We start from the raw sequence: 13,205 nt of genomic DNA, 5'->3' as shown, positions 1-13,205 counted from the left end.
TCAGGAGCCCTATGCTCCCGGAGCCTGCGCCCGAAAGGCACGGTCCGAAACGAACCTTCAAGGAGTTCACATGAGTGCCATTGAAATGCTCAACCCCGAAGCCTGTGAATGCCATTCCCCGCAGGAACAGCGCATCTTTGACGAACAGAAGGGCAAAAAGGACAAGTACTATGACACGCATGCCCGCGTGTTCGACCTCATTGCCAAGTTTGAAGGACAGACCCCCGTCATCGACGTGGAACGCGCCCTGTACTTCACCCAGTCCATGAAGGAAACCGAAGGTCAGCCCCTCGTGCTCCGCTGGGCCAAGGCGCTCATGCACATCGCCAAGAACATGACCGTGGAAGTCGAAGACGGTCAGCTGCTGCTCGGCCGCGCCGGTTCCAAGATCGGCCGTTACGGCATCCTGTATCCTGAACTCGACGGCGACTTCCTCGACATCGCCGTGCGCGACCTGCCCACCCGTGAGCAGTCCCCCGCCACCATCAGCCCCGAAGACGCCAAGATCGTCATGGAGGAGATCGCTCCTTACTGGAAGGGCAAGACCTATCACGAAGCCCTGAACAAGGCTCTCCCCGAATGGGTGCACAAGCTCACCTACGTGGACGATGAAGGCCTCATCTCCCGCTTCGTGGTGAACGAAACCTCTTCCTTCCGTTCCTCCATCCAGTGGGTGCATGACTACGAGAAGGTGCTCAAGCGCGGCTTCAACGGCATCAAGGCCGAAGCCGAAGCCAAGCTGGCCGCCCTTGATCCCGCGAGCCCCGTGGATCAGGCCGACAAGCGTCCCTTCCTGGAAGCCGTGGTCATCGTGTGCGACGCCATCGTTCTGTGGGCCCGCCGCTACGCCGCCAAGGCCCGCGAAGTTGCCGCCACCACCACGGATCCCGTGCGCAAGGCCGAACTTCTGAGAATGTCCGAAATCGCTGAAAAGGTGCCTGCGGAACCCGCGAGCAACTTCTATGAAGCCGTGCAGTCCCAGTGGTTCGTGCAGATGTTCTCCCGCATCGAACAGAAGACCGGCACCACCATTTCCAACGGCCGCATGGACCAGTACTTCTATCCCTACTACAAGCAGGACATGGAAGCCGGCGTGCTCACCGAAGAAAAGGCCATGGAACTTCTGGAATGCATGTGGGTCGGCATGGCCGAATTCATCGACATGTACATTTCTCCTCAGGGCGGCGCCTTCAACGAAGGCTATGCTCACTGGGAAGCCGTGACCATCGGAGGACAGACCAAGGACGGCGTGGACGCCACCAACGAACTGACCCACCTGTTCCTGCGCTCCAAGCGTGAATTCCCCCTGCACTATCCTGACCTCGCCGCCCGCGTGCATTCGCTCTCTCCCGACGAATACCTGTGGGACGTGGCCGAAACCATCAAGTACGGCTCCGGCTTCCCCAAGCTCTGCAACGACGAAGAAGTCGTGCCGCTGTACGCCTCCAAGGGCGGTACCTTTGAAGAAGCTCTGGACTACGCCGTGTCCGGCTGCACCGAAACCCGTATGCCCAACCGCGACACCTACACCTCCGGCGGTGCGTACACCAACTTCGCCGCGGCTCTGGAAATGGCTCTGCGTCAGGGCAAGATGAAGAAGTACGGCGACGAGCAGCTCGGCGTGAAGACTCCCGATCCCCGTACCTTCAAGACCTGGGACGACATGTGGGAAGCCTACAAGGCTCAGCAGGACCTGTTCCTGCGCGCCACGTTCACCCAGCAGTACATCGTCACCAAGGTTCGCGCCGAACACTTCGCCCAGCCCATGGGCTCCGCTCTGCACGATCTCTGCATGAAGTACTGCCTCGACCTGCACACCCGCATCATCCCCGAAGGCGCCAACTTCGGCTACTTCGAATTCATGGGCTTCGGCACGGTCATCGACTCCCTGGCCGCCATCAAGAAGCTGGTGTTTGAAGAAAAGCGCATCACCATGGATCAGCTCCTTGAAGCCATGGATCACAACTGGGTGGGCTACGAAGACATCCAGCAGCTCGTGAAGAGCTGCCCCTGCTACGGCAACGACGATCCCTATGCCGACGAAATCGGCAAGGCCATCGACCGCATCTGCGTGGAATTCGCCCAGAAGTACTCCCCCGAAATGGGCATCAACAACGACGTGCGCTACGTGCCCTTCACCTCCCACGTGCCTTTCGGCAAGGTGGTGAGCGCCACGCCTAACGGCCGTACCGAATGGTTCCCGCTGTCCGACGGTTCTTCCGCCTCCCACGGCGCGGACGTGAATGGTCCTACCGCCATTCTGCTCTCCAACTACAAGACCAAGAACTACGGCCTGCGCAACCGCGCTGCTCGCCTCCTGAACATCAAGTTCACTCCCAAGAGCGTGGAAGGCGAAGCCGGCACCGAAAAGCTGGTGCAGTTCATCCGCACCTGGTGCGACCTCAAGCTGTGGCATCTGCAGTTCAACGTGCTCAATCAGGAAACCCTGCTTGCCGCTCAGAAGGATCCGCAGAAGTACCGCAACCTCATCGTTCGTGTGGCCGGTTACAGCGCCTACTTCGTGGACCTGTCGCCCGACCTTCAGAATGACCTGATCGCCCGTACCGATCACGACGATCTGTAGTAGACAAGGGGCCTGATGCCCCGCCGGCTTCTCCTCCTTGCCGGGGAGGAGCCGGTTTTCTTTTATCGGAACGCGTCCGATTCCGGGCGCGGCGTTTCCGGAGGGCAGACCGCCCCTTTTCGCAGCCGCACGCGAGGTTATCATGAGTACGTTTGAGGACAGAAAAGTCACCGGCCTGGTGTTCAACATTCAAAAATATTCCGTTCACGACGGTCCGGGCATCCGCACCATCGTGTTCACCAAGGGCTGCCCTCTGGCCTGCCGCTGGTGCAGCAACCCCGAATCCCAGAAACCGCAGCCGCAGATGGCCTTCAACCCCACCCGCTGCATTTCTCCGGCCAAGTGCAACTTCTGCATTCCCGCCTGTCCCTACGGCTCCATCCGCGCGGTCAACGGCGCTCTCGACATCGACTGCACCCACTGCAACGACTGCGAAACCATCGCCTGCGCCTCGGCGTGTCCCGCGCAGAGCCTCATCGTGTACGGCAAGAACCGCACCGTTGAGGACGTGCTTCACGTGGTGGCTCAGGATTCCATTTTCTACTCCCGTTCCGGCGGCGGCATGACCATTTCCGGCGGCGAGCCGCTGTTCCAGAAAAAGTTCGCCCTGGCGCTTCTTCGCGAGGCCCGCAGACGCCGCATCAAGACGGCTATCGAAACCTGCGGCTGCGTGCCGTGGGAAACCATGGAAGAAGCGGCTCCGCTCCTCAACAACATCCTTTTCGACGTCAAGCACACCGACTCCGAAAAGCACAAGTGGGCCACGGGCAGAGGCAACGAGCTTATTCTTTCCAACCTGAAGAAGCTTTTGGAAACCTTCCCCGACAAGCCCGTGCTGGTGCGCACGCCCGTCATTCCCGACTTCAACGACGATGACGAAACCGCCCGCTCCATAGGCCGGCTGCTCAAGGGCTACGCCAACGTTTCCTATGAAGCGCTGCCCTACCATCGCCTGGGAACGCAGAAATACATGTTCCTGGGAAGAGAGTATCCCATGGGCGAAGTTTCCCTGCCCGCCGGCGTCGCCGCGCGCGTTCAGGCCATCGTGGACGAGGAACGAGGCGCAAAGTAGCTCCTTTTTATGCATGATCCTTCAACCAGGGAGGACTGGTGATGAAGATTATCGACTTTCGTTTTCGGCCTCACACCGAGGCCATTCTGAACGGCATCAAGAACAGCACCATGTTCAAGGCCAGCTGCGAAGCCAGCGGCTTCGACAAGTGGAAGCCGCAGACTCTCGACGAGATCGTGGCGGACCTCAAGGCCCGCGGCGTGACGCGCTGCGTCATTACCGGCCGCGACTGCCAGACCACCTACGGCTTCCCGGACAACAACGGCAGCGTGCTGGAATTCTGCCGCGCCTATCCCGACATGTTCCTCGGCTTCTGGGGCATTGATCCGCACAAGGGCATGGGCGCCGTGCGCGAAGTGGAAAAGGTGGTGAAGGAATACGGCATGAAGGGTATCGCCACCGATCCCTATCTTGCTCACATCAGCCCTTGCGAAGCCCGCTACTATCCCATTTACGCCAAGTGCTGCGAACTGAACGTGCCGGTGTTCATCACCATGGCTCCGCCGCCTCAGGTTCCCGGCGCGGTGATGACCTACACCGATCCGCGCGACGTGGACGTGGTGGCCCGCGACTTCCCCGAACTCAAGATAGTCATGAGCCACGGCGGCTATCCGTACGTGCATGAGGCCATTTACGCCTGCTATCGCAACAAGAACGTGTACATGGACATTTCGGAATATGAAGTGGCGCCCATGTGCGAAACCTACATCAGCGCCATGAAGTCCATGATCGCCGACAAGGTGGTGTTTGCCAGCGCCCATCCGTTCGTGGAGCAGGGCGAATGCCTGGCCAACTATGCCGCCATGGATCTGCCTGAAGACGTGCGTGAGAAGATCATGTACAAGAATGCGTGCAAAGTACTGGAAATCCCTGAAGATTAATGTTCCGTCAAGGGGCCGCTACGAAAACGCGGTGTAAATAAGGGGCCGCCGCGTTATCGCGGCGGCCTTTTTTGTACCCAGCCACGGCATTCCCCTTTTTGGGAAAGTATTGTGAACAGGATTAAATTATTGCAAAATGACTGGGCAGGTAGAAATTTTTATCCTTATTTCGGGTTATCCATGGATTCCGTGCTTCTTGAATATATGGAACAGGCTTTCGACGTTTTCCAGGACGGTATCTGGATAAGCGATGCAGATTCCACATGTCTTTTCGTCAATAAAAAGTACGAGGAGCTGAGCGGATTTTCCAAGAAATGGATGATGGGACGCAAGGCGACGAGCATTGTGGCCGAAGGCATTTTCGACGTGGCCGTCAATCCCGAAGTCATCAGTTCCGGCCGCCCTGTCTCAAAAATACAGACGCTTTCCAACGGAAAGCATCTTTCTCTCGACGGTTTTCCCATCCTGGACAGGAACGGAAAGGTGGTCATGTGCATCACCTTCATCCGCGACATCAGCACCATCGTGAACATGGAAAACAAGCTGGCGCATCAGCGCGATCTTTTGAACACCATGGTGCGGATCAACAATTCCAGCCTGCAGACCGTGGAGGACGGAAGCAATTTCATTTTCAGCTCGGCCATGGAATCCTTTCTGGCCAAGGCGCGCATCATGGCGCAGACGGACATCTCCGTGCTCATACTCGGCGAAACCGGCGTGGGCAAGGACGTGATGGCCCAGCGCATACACGCCATGAGCCGCAGGGCCGACAAGCCGTTCATCAAGGTGGACTGCGGCAGCATTTCCCCGAACCTCATCGAATCCGAGCTGTTCGGCTACGTGGGCGGAGCCTTTTCCGGCGCGAACCGCAGCGGCCGCATAGGCTTTATTGAAGCCGCGGCCGGGGGCACGGTGTTCTTCGACGAAATAGGCGAACTTCCCCTGCCGCTGCAGACAAGACTGCTGCGCTTTCTGCAGGACGGCGTCATCGTCCGGGTGGGCGCCAACACGCCCAAGAAGGTGGATGTGCGCGTGGTGGCCGCCACCAACAAGGATCTGGAAAAGGCCGTTGCCCGCGGAGAGTTCCGCAGCGATCTCTACTACCGGCTGAAAATTGCGGTGCTGAACATTCCTCCGCTGCGCAGGCGAAAGGAAGACATCATGCCGCTGGCCAATTTTTTCCTCCAGCAGTTTTCCAGAAGATACAACAGAGTGATGACCCTGGGCGACGACGTGGAGCAGCTGCTGCTCTCCTACGACTGGCCGGGCAACGTGCGGGAGCTCAAGAGCATGATGCAGGAAGCCGTGGTCACGTGCCCGAAGAACGTGGTGCGGGCCTATCATCTGCCCATCAGCTCGTCGTCCTCGCTGCGGGAGCCTGCTCCCGCGTCGGCGGAATTCGACTTCGAGGGCAAGGACTATCACGACATCATGCGGGAAATGGAATGCCGCATGCTGCGCGCGGCCATCGCCCGTTTTTCCGGCAACATGACGGCGGCTTCCAAAATGCTGCGCATGGACAGAAGCACCATGTTCCGCAAGATCAAGGATCTTGAGAAACATGGTCTGAAGGTTCTGTAGCGGCTCTCTAGGCTTTTTGCCTGGAAACGAGCGCCAGACAGATGCCGCCGAGAATGGGCACGGAACACAGGGCGAGGCGCAGGGTGATGGGCTCATTGAGCAGCAGCACGGCCAGCACCGCAGTGATGAGCGGCACGCTGAGCTGAATGACGGACGAGCCGGTCAGGCTGTAGCGCGGAACGATGACGTACCACAGAACATATCCGGGAGCGGAGGCCACGGCGCCGGCGGCCAGGGCACAGGCCCAGGCCGCGGGATGCGCGGGGGCCTCAAGCATCATGGCGGCGCATGCGGTGACGACGCCCGCAATGGCGCAGCGGAAGAAATTGCCCGCCGTGGCCAGCGAGGCGGAAGACGCGCCGCGGCCGCAGATGCTGTATCCGCCCCAGGAGAGACCGGAAATCACCATGAGCATGGCGCCGACCAGAGGCGGAGCGGTGAGGCCGGGAGAGAGCAGGGCCAGCAGTCCGGCAAAGGCCAGAGCGAGGCCCGCCGCCTGCATGCGGGTGAGCCGCAGGCCGTGGGCGAGGCCCCATCCCACCATGCCGAACTGCACGGAAATGTTGATGATGAGCGTGCCTGCGGCCGAAGGCATGGTCATGTAGGCAAGGGAGAAGCATATCATGTACAGGAAGAGAAACAGGGAACCGGCCCAGGAACTTTCCTTCCATGCCTGTTTCCACACGGAGCCTTTGCCGGGCGCGCCGCGCACCACGTGAAGGGCGCACAGCAGAGCCAGCATGACCGCGGCGGAAAGGCCGCGGATGGCGGTGTACTGGAGCGGCTCCATGCCCCAGACGACCAGAGCCGCACGGCACAAGATGGAGTTGAGAGCAAAAAGCGTCAGACAAAAGGCGGTGGCAAGAAAAAGTCGCATGGATTATCTCACAGGTCTGTTTGTTTCATCAGGGATGCAATGCATGTTTCATGCCAGAGCGGCGCGTGCCGCTGAAAAACTTTTTTACTATTGATATCGACATATTGCTGAATATGCCGGTGAGATCGGACAAGGCGTGCGGCGGCAAAATCCGCAGGAGACCGCAACGTTGTGCCATACGGCATAGGCGAAAATGCACAGCGTGAAGCGGGAGCGCGTCGCGCCCTGACGACGGGGGAAGACCGTCGGGTGTCCGGTCATGGGGACGGAGTATGACGATTTCTCTCATCATCAGTTTTGTAGTCGTGGGCTTTCTTTGCGGCGCCACCAGCATCGGCGGCATTCTGCTCATTCCTGCCATACAGTACGGCACGGGCATGCCGCTTTCCCTGGCGTCGGGCACGGCGCTGTGCAGCTTTTTCTTCACCGCCGCGGTGGGCACGTTTCTTCACTGGAAGCGCGGCAATCTGAAAAAGGAGATTGTGGTTCCTCAGTGCATCGGCGCGCTGCTGTTCAGCTGCTTCGGCGCGCTCACCAAGCATGTGGTGGGCGATGTGGCGCTCAACGCCATTCTGGCCGTGCTCATCATCATATCCGGCGCGGCCGCGCTGCGTCAGCCCCATCCCATGCGGAGCATGGAAACGGAACGCGGACGCTTCCGCTACCTGCTCTTCGTCGGCTCCTTCGTCGGATTCATGGCCGGCCTCACCGGCATGGGCGGCCCGGTGCTGTCCGTGCCCATGATGATCATCATGGGCTTTGCTCCCTTCGCCACGGTGGCGGCGGCACAGCCCTTCCAGATGTTCGCCTGCCTTTCCGGCAGCATCGGCAACATCATCATCGACCAGATCAACTGGAATATTGCGCTGATGTCCGTGGTGCTGCAGAGCGTGGGCGTCTGGGCGGGCATACGCGCGGCCAGTCACATGAACACGGCGATGCTCAAGAAGGCCATTGCCTGCCTGTGCGTGTTCACCGGCGTGTTCATGCTGCTGCGCTGACGCATTCCTGGCTTTTTCTATGAAAGAACCGGTCTGAACTGCTCAGGCCGGTTCTTTTTTGCTGAAAAGGCGTCGGACGCCTCAGGCGCGCTGGTCTGGATGCGTGTCGGAGGCTCCTTCGGGGATCTGCGTCTGCCTGTTATTCTCCGAGGGCCGCGTGATAGGCGTCGAGCGCGGCTTCGAGATAGGCGCCCTTCGGCTTTTCCGGCAGGCTCCAGGCAAGCGCATGCAGACCGGCGGCGAGATCGGCCCAGTCTATCCAGCCCATGTGGGCGAGGCGTATCACCTTGTCCTTGAGGTCGCCCTGACCGGCGGTGAGAATGACGCCGCAATCCTTGAATGCCTTGGCCACGATGGGACCGGCGGGCATGTCTTCGGGCATGAGCACGCTGGTGAGGCCCCAGGTGTAGCGGCCTTCTTCCTTGACGAACAGATTCATGCCCATGGCGGCAAGGCCGGTTCTGGCCATCTGCGTAAGGGCCCACTGCTTTTTGAACACGTTGTCCATGCCGAACTCATGCAGCATGGTCAGCGCTTCGTGCAGGCCCATGAGCAGGCTGATGGGCGAGGTGTAGTGGGTCTGATTCTTGGCGCAGCTGGCCCGCTCCTGAATCAGATCGAAGTAGTAGCACTGGGGGCGCACTTCTTCGGCGCGTTTCCAGGCGCGGGGCGAGAGGGCGATGAAGGCCAGGCCGGGGGGCAGCATGAGGCCCTTCTGAGAGCCGGTGATGAGGCAGTCGATGCCCCATTCGTCCATGCGCACGGGCGAGATGGACACCGCGGAAATGCCGTCGGCCACGAAGAGCACGTTGCGCTCGCGGGTGATGGCCGCCACTTCCTGCACGGGATGAAGCACGCCGGTGGACGTTTCGGAAATCTGCATGAACACGCCGCGGATGGCGGGATCGGCGTCGAGCATGGCGCGGATTTCCTCGGGATCGAAGGATTTTCCGGCGTCCTTGCGCAGGATCACGGGGTTGAGGCCGCGCATGGTTGCGATGTCCACCCAGCGGTTGCCGAAATATCCGGCCGTGGCCACGAGCACCTTTTCGCCGGGTTCAAAGAGATTGAACGCAGCGGCGGTCATGCCGCCGGTGCCGGAGCTGGCCAGCGGAATGACGGGAGATTCCGTGCAGAAGAGCTTTTTGAGCATGATCTGGTTTTCGGCCAGAATGGTCTTGAAGGCGTCCTTGCGGTGATGAAGCAGGGGGGAGGCCATGACCAGACGAACGCGGTCGGGAATGGGCGTGGGGCCCGGGGTAAGCATACGGGTAGCCTGAATGGATGACATGACAAAAACCTCTTGTGCCGGCGGCGCGCCGGAATGGGTGGCGCGGAAAATGCGCGTTTTTCACGGTATAGAAAAAAGAAGCGCGCAGCAAGCGCAAGTCGGGCCCGGCGGAGATAAGCTGCCGGGAGCAAAGGTCGTTCAGGCAAGACCGTTTCGCCGCGGGGCGACGGAAGAAGGGCTCTCGGACGGGCTTGAGGGGGAGTTTTCGGAAAAAGGCAGGCAAAAGAGCGCGGCGACGAACCGGGCGGATGCGTTGCGGCTTCTTCGGCGGGAAAAAGCCGTCTGCCGGGCGCGCAGGGGAGGTGGTGACACGCGCCGTTTGCCCGTTTCCGCCGAGTCCAGGAAGCGTTCACGTTTTTCGGCGTGGGAAGCGGCGCTCGCGCACAAAAAAAGGGCGGCCTGAAAAGGTCGCCCCTGATGTCTTATTCCGGCAGATGGCAAAGGAAGGTCTTGAGATAGGCCGTTTCGGGCATGGCCGGATGAATGGGATGATCCGGCCCCTGAAAGCCCTGGAACAGCAGCCGGGCGTGACGGCGTCTTTTGCCTGCCGCGCGGGTGACCAGATTGCGCAGGACATCGGCTTCCAGATGATGGGAGCAGGAACAGGTCATGAGCAGGCCGCCGGGGCGCACGAGATCGAGGCCCAGTTCGTTGACGCGCTGATAGGCTTCGAGACCCTGACGGGCGTCCTTCTTGCGCTTGATGAAGGCGGGCGGATCAAGGCACACGATGTCGAAGGTGCGGCCTTCGCGGCGAAGATCGGCGAGCAGGGTGAGGGCGTCGCCCTGCAGGGCTTCCGTGGCCGTGCCGAACTGTCCGGCGTTGCGTTCGGCGTAGGAGAGCGCGTGGGCGGAAGCGTCCATGAACGTGACTTTTCCCGCGCCGTTTTTGGCCGCCAGCGCGCCGAATCCTCCGGCGTAGCAGAAGGCGTCCAGCACGGTGCAGCCCGGCTGCGACTGCACGAAGGGCGTAAGCGCGGCGCGGTTCAGGCGCTGATCGTAGAACCAGCCCGTTTTCTGGCCTCCGCGCAGCGCGACGGCGTAGCGCATGCCGTTTTCTTCCACAAAAATTTCGTCGGGCGCGGAGCCCAGAGCTTCGCGCTGAAAGCGTTCGAGTCCTTCGAGATCGCGGGAGGCCACATCGTTGTCGAGCAGAATGGAGGCGGGGTGAAGCATTTCGTCGAGCACGGCAACGAGTTCGTTGGTGTGCGCGTCCATGCCCGCCGTGGTGATCTGGCAGACGAGGTGATCGCCGTGCCTGTCGGCGATGAGTCCCGGCAGAAAGTCGCCTTCGCCGTGGCAGAGGCGGTAGAAGGGCGCATGGAACATGCGTTCGCGCAGGGCCAGAGCGTCGGAGAGGCGGCGGCGCAGCAGATCCGCGTCGAGCGCTTCATCCGCCTTGCGGCTCACCAGGCGCACGGCGATGAGCGAGGCGGGATTGACGTAGCCCGTGCCGAGCGGACGTCCGCCGCAGTCGGCCACGAGCACGGACTGCCCCGGCGCAAACGACGAAAGCGGCGAACGTTTGACGTCTATTTCGTTGCTGAACACCCAGAGGTGTCCCACGCGCAGGCGACGGTCTTCGCCTTTTTTGAGAAAAACGGTTTCCATGGGCGTTTCCCCGATGCGTTGAAGGAGTGCCGCAGGAGAATGCTGCGGAGAGGAATCGGAAGGCGCGGGCGTTCGGAGTCGCGGGCGCGCGGCACCTGATCGTTGGGGCGGAGCGTATTTTCTGCGCTGCGCCCGGCGAGTCGGGCATTTTGGGCGAGTCGGGCGCGAAGAGGTGGCGTTTGCGCCCTGCCGTGTTCCGGCAGGAGGCAGGGCGGGCGCAGAACGGGGCGCGCTGCGGAGAAGGCAGGCGCGCCCGTCCGGATCAGAACAGTCCCAGAATGAAGATGCAGAACCAGAGCGCGGCGTTGAGCGCCAGCATGAGGAACACGGCGGCGGAAGCCATGTCCTTGGCGTTTTTCACCGCAATGTTGTAGTCGCGCGTGATGAGGTTGAGGGCCTCTTCGATGGCCGTGTTGATGAGCTCGGCCATCATGACGAGCAGCCACGCCCCGAGCGCGATGAGCCACGTGGTGAGGGGCTTGCCGCACGCGGCGAGCAGCACGATGAGGGCGATGAAGACGCCGCATTCCTGCCGGAAGGCAAGACTGAGGCGCACGCCCGTTCTGAGACCGGCCAGAGAGTAGCCGGCCGCCTTGAAGATGTGAAAGAAGCCTTCCTTCAGGCGTTCGCGGTCCATGACTAGGCCTGCTGCTGCGGCTCGCCGCCGATTTCAAAGGAGCGGAATTCGTTGGACTGACCGTTGGCCTTGGGGCATTCCTTGCGCAGATAGCAGATGTCGCACGCGCCGTGGAAGGGGAAGGGCGTGAGCACGCTGAACTTGGGCAGCATGGAATGCGTGACGTCCTGATAGTCCAGGCCTTCGGCGGCCAGCGCTTCGCGGAGCGCGGCCGTGGGCTGAGGCGCGGGCGCGCAGCCGGCGTCCTCCACTTCGGGCATGAGCTGATAGACGGCGCACTGACACATGGTCTGGGCAAGGGCGCTCAGGCGGAATCCGTATTCGGCGGATTTGGCCCATTCTTCGTCCACTTCCTTTTCCACGTCCTGATCGAGCCAGAGCGCGAGATAGCGGCCTTTGCCGGTTTCCAGCTTGATGGCGTGCAGCTTGGGCAGCCAGCGTTCCCACGCGTCGGCCAGCTCTTCGAGCACCTTGCCGCCGAGCCGCTTTTCGGAAAGCAGACTCAGCAGCAGTTCAAAGTCGAAAATGGGGCGGACTTGCAGCGTTTCCTTGGTGTAGCTGTTCATAAAAATCCTCTCGGAGTGATGTCGGATCGGCCGGGGTTCCCGCCTGAGCCGTCAGGAATGTTCCAATGTGCCGCGAGGCCGCGGTTCCGTCAAGTGTCGGCCGGTCAAAACGGCCCGGAGGCGGGAGGATATTCTTTACTTGCCGGGCAAGGCGGGATATGAAAGGAAATTCGGGTTCGTCCGAGAGGCGGCCCCATTTTTGAGAGGTCCTCATGAGTCAGATCAGATATCCCAGCAGGGTGCGTTACGAATACACTCAGGATCCCGACTGTCGTCTGCAGTACACGCACGGCGTGTGGGGCGGCATCAATCCGCAGGGTGAAATAGAAGTGAATTTCTATGTGGAAAGCGACAAGCTGCCGTCGTTTTCCGAAAGAGCCGTGGAACCGGACGGCGCCTTCGGCGCGGAAGTGGTTCCTTTTGACGAAGAGGAGCGCGTGATTACGCGTCACATCCATTCGCGGGTGCTCTTCAACTATCACACGGCCCGCGCTCTGATGGAGTGGCTGGAAGAGAAAATCGACACGCTCGAAATGGAAGAGAGCGCCAATTTCAATCCCGACGAGGGCGGCCCCGAGGTGCAGCAGTAATGCCCCGCAAGAACCGGTATCAGATAGGCGGCGCGGAGGAAGAAGAACGCGTAAGCCGTTCGCAGAAAAAACGCGACAGCGCCGCGCTTCAGGCCGTGGGGGAAAAGCTGGCCAGAATTCCCGCCGTGAAGCGGGCCCGTCTGCCGCTCCCGCCCGATCTCAAGGACGGGCTCGACGAGTACGACAGACTTTCCGGCTTTGAGGCGAAACGGCGTCAGCTTCAGTACATCGGCCGTCTCATGCGCGAGGCGCAGGAGGAAGGCACGCTCCAGCCCGTGCTCGACGCCCTTGACGTGCTGGAATAGGCCTTCGGCAGGAAAAACGGGGCGTATGCCGCTTTTTTTCTTGACGGATGCTGCCGAATCTGGCAAATGTACATGTGCAACGGGGATGTAGCTCAGTTGGGAGAGCGCTTGAATGGCATTCAAGAGGCCAAGAGTTCAATTCTCTTCATCTCCACCAGAATTTCAGCCGCCTGTACACACAGGCGGCTTTTTTCATATCTGAACCGGAGC

At 60.7% G+C, this 13,205-nt stretch carries 13 protein-coding genes and 1 tRNA gene; 9 read left to right on the top strand and 5 right to left on the bottom strand.

All coding sequences use genetic code 11. The annotated features are described in order from the left end of the window. Positions 1-70: 70 nt before the first annotated feature. From hpsG to ACZM96_RS00445, 4 genes are all read left to right on the top strand, one after another. Positions 71-2,584 (top strand): (2S)-3-sulfopropanediol dehydratase, encoded by a 2,514-nt coding sequence (gene hpsG / locus ACZM96_RS00460; RefSeq protein ID WP_489486648.1) that lies wholly within the window; start codon positions 71-73, stop codon positions 2,582-2,584. A 142-nt stretch (positions 2,585-2,726) separates the two neighbouring features. Then, positions 2,727-3,656 carry a (2S)-3-sulfopropanediol dehydratase activating enzyme gene (hpsH, locus tag ACZM96_RS00455; protein WP_294489328.1) on the top strand — a complete coding sequence of 310 codons (930 nt, stop codon included), beginning with the start codon at positions 2,727-2,729 and terminating at the stop codon, positions 3,654-3,656. Between the two features lie 41 nt (positions 3,657-3,697). Further along, on the top strand, positions 3,698-4,537 hold the full coding sequence (locus tag ACZM96_RS00450) for an amidohydrolase family protein (RefSeq protein ID WP_346665669.1): 840 nt from the start codon (positions 3,698-3,700) through the stop codon (positions 4,535-4,537). A 189-nt stretch (positions 4,538-4,726) separates the two neighbouring features. Next, positions 4,727-6,118, top strand: a complete 1,392-nt coding sequence (locus tag ACZM96_RS00445) for a sigma-54 interaction domain-containing protein (protein ID WP_489486647.1) — start codon at positions 4,727-4,729, stop codon at positions 6,116-6,118. Between the two features lie 7 nt (positions 6,119-6,125). Here ACZM96_RS00445 and ACZM96_RS00440 read toward each other — a convergent pair whose 3' ends face one another. After that, the gene (locus tag ACZM96_RS00440) at positions 6,126-6,995 is read right to left on the bottom strand and encodes a DMT family transporter (protein WP_489486645.1); all 870 of its coding nucleotides are present in this window, start codon (positions 6,993-6,995) and stop codon (positions 6,126-6,128) included. A 272-nt stretch (positions 6,996-7,267) separates the two neighbouring features. On the opposite strand from ACZM96_RS00440, the gene ACZM96_RS00435 reads away from it, so the two are divergent. Next, entirely contained in the window at positions 7,268-7,996 is a 729-nt protein-coding gene (locus tag ACZM96_RS00435) for a sulfite exporter TauE/SafE family protein (RefSeq protein WP_489486644.1), read from the top strand. Between the two features lie 139 nt (positions 7,997-8,135). Here ACZM96_RS00435 and ACZM96_RS00430 read toward each other — a convergent pair whose 3' ends face one another. Further along, entirely contained in the window at positions 8,136-9,287 is a 1,152-nt protein-coding gene (locus tag ACZM96_RS00430; RefSeq protein ID WP_489486643.1) for a pyridoxal-phosphate-dependent aminotransferase family protein, read from the bottom strand. Between ACZM96_RS00430 and ACZM96_RS00425 the strand changes: the two genes are divergently transcribed. Beyond that, the gene (locus tag ACZM96_RS00425) at positions 9,286-9,690 is read left to right on the top strand and encodes a hypothetical protein (protein WP_489486642.1); all 405 of its coding nucleotides are present in this window, start codon (positions 9,286-9,288) and stop codon (positions 9,688-9,690) included. The genes ACZM96_RS00430 and ACZM96_RS00425 overlap by 2 nt on opposite strands. A gap of 19 nt (positions 9,691-9,709) precedes the next feature. Here the strand turns inward: ACZM96_RS00425 and ACZM96_RS00420 are convergent, their stop codons facing one another. From ACZM96_RS00420 to ACZM96_RS00410, 3 genes are all read right to left on the bottom strand, one after another. Further along, on the bottom strand, positions 9,710-10,897 hold the full coding sequence (locus ACZM96_RS00420) for a class I SAM-dependent rRNA methyltransferase (protein ID WP_489486640.1): 1,188 nt from the start codon (positions 10,895-10,897) through the stop codon (positions 9,710-9,712). Between the two features lie 262 nt (positions 10,898-11,159). After that, on the bottom strand, positions 11,160-11,534 hold the full coding sequence (locus tag ACZM96_RS00415) for a diacylglycerol kinase (protein WP_346665675.1): 375 nt from the start codon (positions 11,532-11,534) through the stop codon (positions 11,160-11,162). Between the two features lie 2 nt (positions 11,535-11,536). Continuing rightward, positions 11,537-12,100: a hypothetical protein gene (locus tag ACZM96_RS00410; RefSeq protein WP_489486639.1), complete on the bottom strand. Its 564-nt coding sequence runs from the start codon at positions 12,098-12,100 to the stop codon at positions 11,537-11,539. A 212-nt stretch (positions 12,101-12,312) separates the two neighbouring features. Here ACZM96_RS00410 and ACZM96_RS00405 point away from each other — a divergent pair, with 212 nt between their 5' ends. The 3 genes from ACZM96_RS00405 (at position 12,313) to ACZM96_RS00395 (ending at position 13,152) form a co-directional block, all read left to right on the top strand. Next, positions 12,313-12,690, top strand: coding sequence for a hypothetical protein (locus ACZM96_RS00405; RefSeq protein ID WP_489486638.1), 378 nt, complete (start codon positions 12,313-12,315; stop codon positions 12,688-12,690). Further along, positions 12,690-12,995, top strand: coding sequence for a ribosome biogenesis factor YjgA (yjgA, locus tag ACZM96_RS00400; protein ID WP_346665677.1), 306 nt, complete (start codon positions 12,690-12,692; stop codon positions 12,993-12,995). The genes ACZM96_RS00405 and yjgA overlap by 1 nt, the downstream gene beginning before the upstream one ends. Positions 12,996-13,076: 81 nt before the next feature. Further along, positions 13,077-13,152: transfer RNA gene (locus ACZM96_RS00395), tRNA-Ala, on the top strand. Positions 13,153-13,205: the final 53 nt, after the last annotated feature.

The organism is Mailhella sp. (assembly GCF_057866825.1).
Note: the sequence above shows the minus strand (reverse complement) of the source record. Positions and strands in the feature narration are given on the sequence as shown.

Excerpts from the sequence above, each read along its gene's own strand:
- hpsG (WP_489486648.1), top strand. The coding sequence starts at position 71 with ATGAGTGCCATTGAAATGCTCAACCCCGAAGCCTGTGAATGCCATTCC.
- hpsH (WP_294489328.1), top strand. The coding sequence starts at position 2,727 with ATGAGTACGTTTGAGGACAGAAAAGTCACCGGCCTGGTGTTCAACATT.
- ACZM96_RS00450 (WP_346665669.1), top strand. The coding sequence starts at position 3,698 with ATGAAGATTATCGACTTTCGTTTTCGGCCTCACACCGAGGCCATTCTG.
- ACZM96_RS00440 (WP_489486645.1), bottom strand. The coding sequence starts at position 6,995 with ATGCGACTTTTTCTTGCCACCGCCTTTTGTCTGACGCTTTTTGCTCTC.
- ACZM96_RS00435 (WP_489486644.1), top strand. The coding sequence starts at position 7,268 with ATGACGATTTCTCTCATCATCAGTTTTGTAGTCGTGGGCTTTCTTTGC.
- ACZM96_RS00425 (WP_489486642.1), top strand. The coding sequence starts at position 9,286 with ATGACAAAAACCTCTTGTGCCGGCGGCGCGCCGGAATGGGTGGCGCGG.
- ACZM96_RS00430 (WP_489486643.1), bottom strand. The coding sequence starts at position 9,287 with ATGTCATCCATTCAGGCTACCCGTATGCTTACCCCGGGCCCCACGCCC.
- ACZM96_RS00420 (WP_489486640.1), bottom strand. The coding sequence starts at position 10,897 with ATGGAAACCGTTTTTCTCAAAAAAGGCGAAGACCGTCGCCTGCGCGTG.
- ACZM96_RS00415 (WP_346665675.1), bottom strand. The coding sequence starts at position 11,534 with ATGGACCGCGAACGCCTGAAGGAAGGCTTCTTTCACATCTTCAAGGCG.
- ACZM96_RS00410 (WP_489486639.1), bottom strand. The coding sequence starts at position 12,100 with ATGAACAGCTACACCAAGGAAACGCTGCAAGTCCGCCCCATTTTCGAC.
- ACZM96_RS00405 (WP_489486638.1), top strand. The coding sequence starts at position 12,313 with ATGAGTCAGATCAGATATCCCAGCAGGGTGCGTTACGAATACACTCAG.
- yjgA (WP_346665677.1), top strand. The coding sequence starts at position 12,690 with ATGCCCCGCAAGAACCGGTATCAGATAGGCGGCGCGGAGGAAGAAGAA.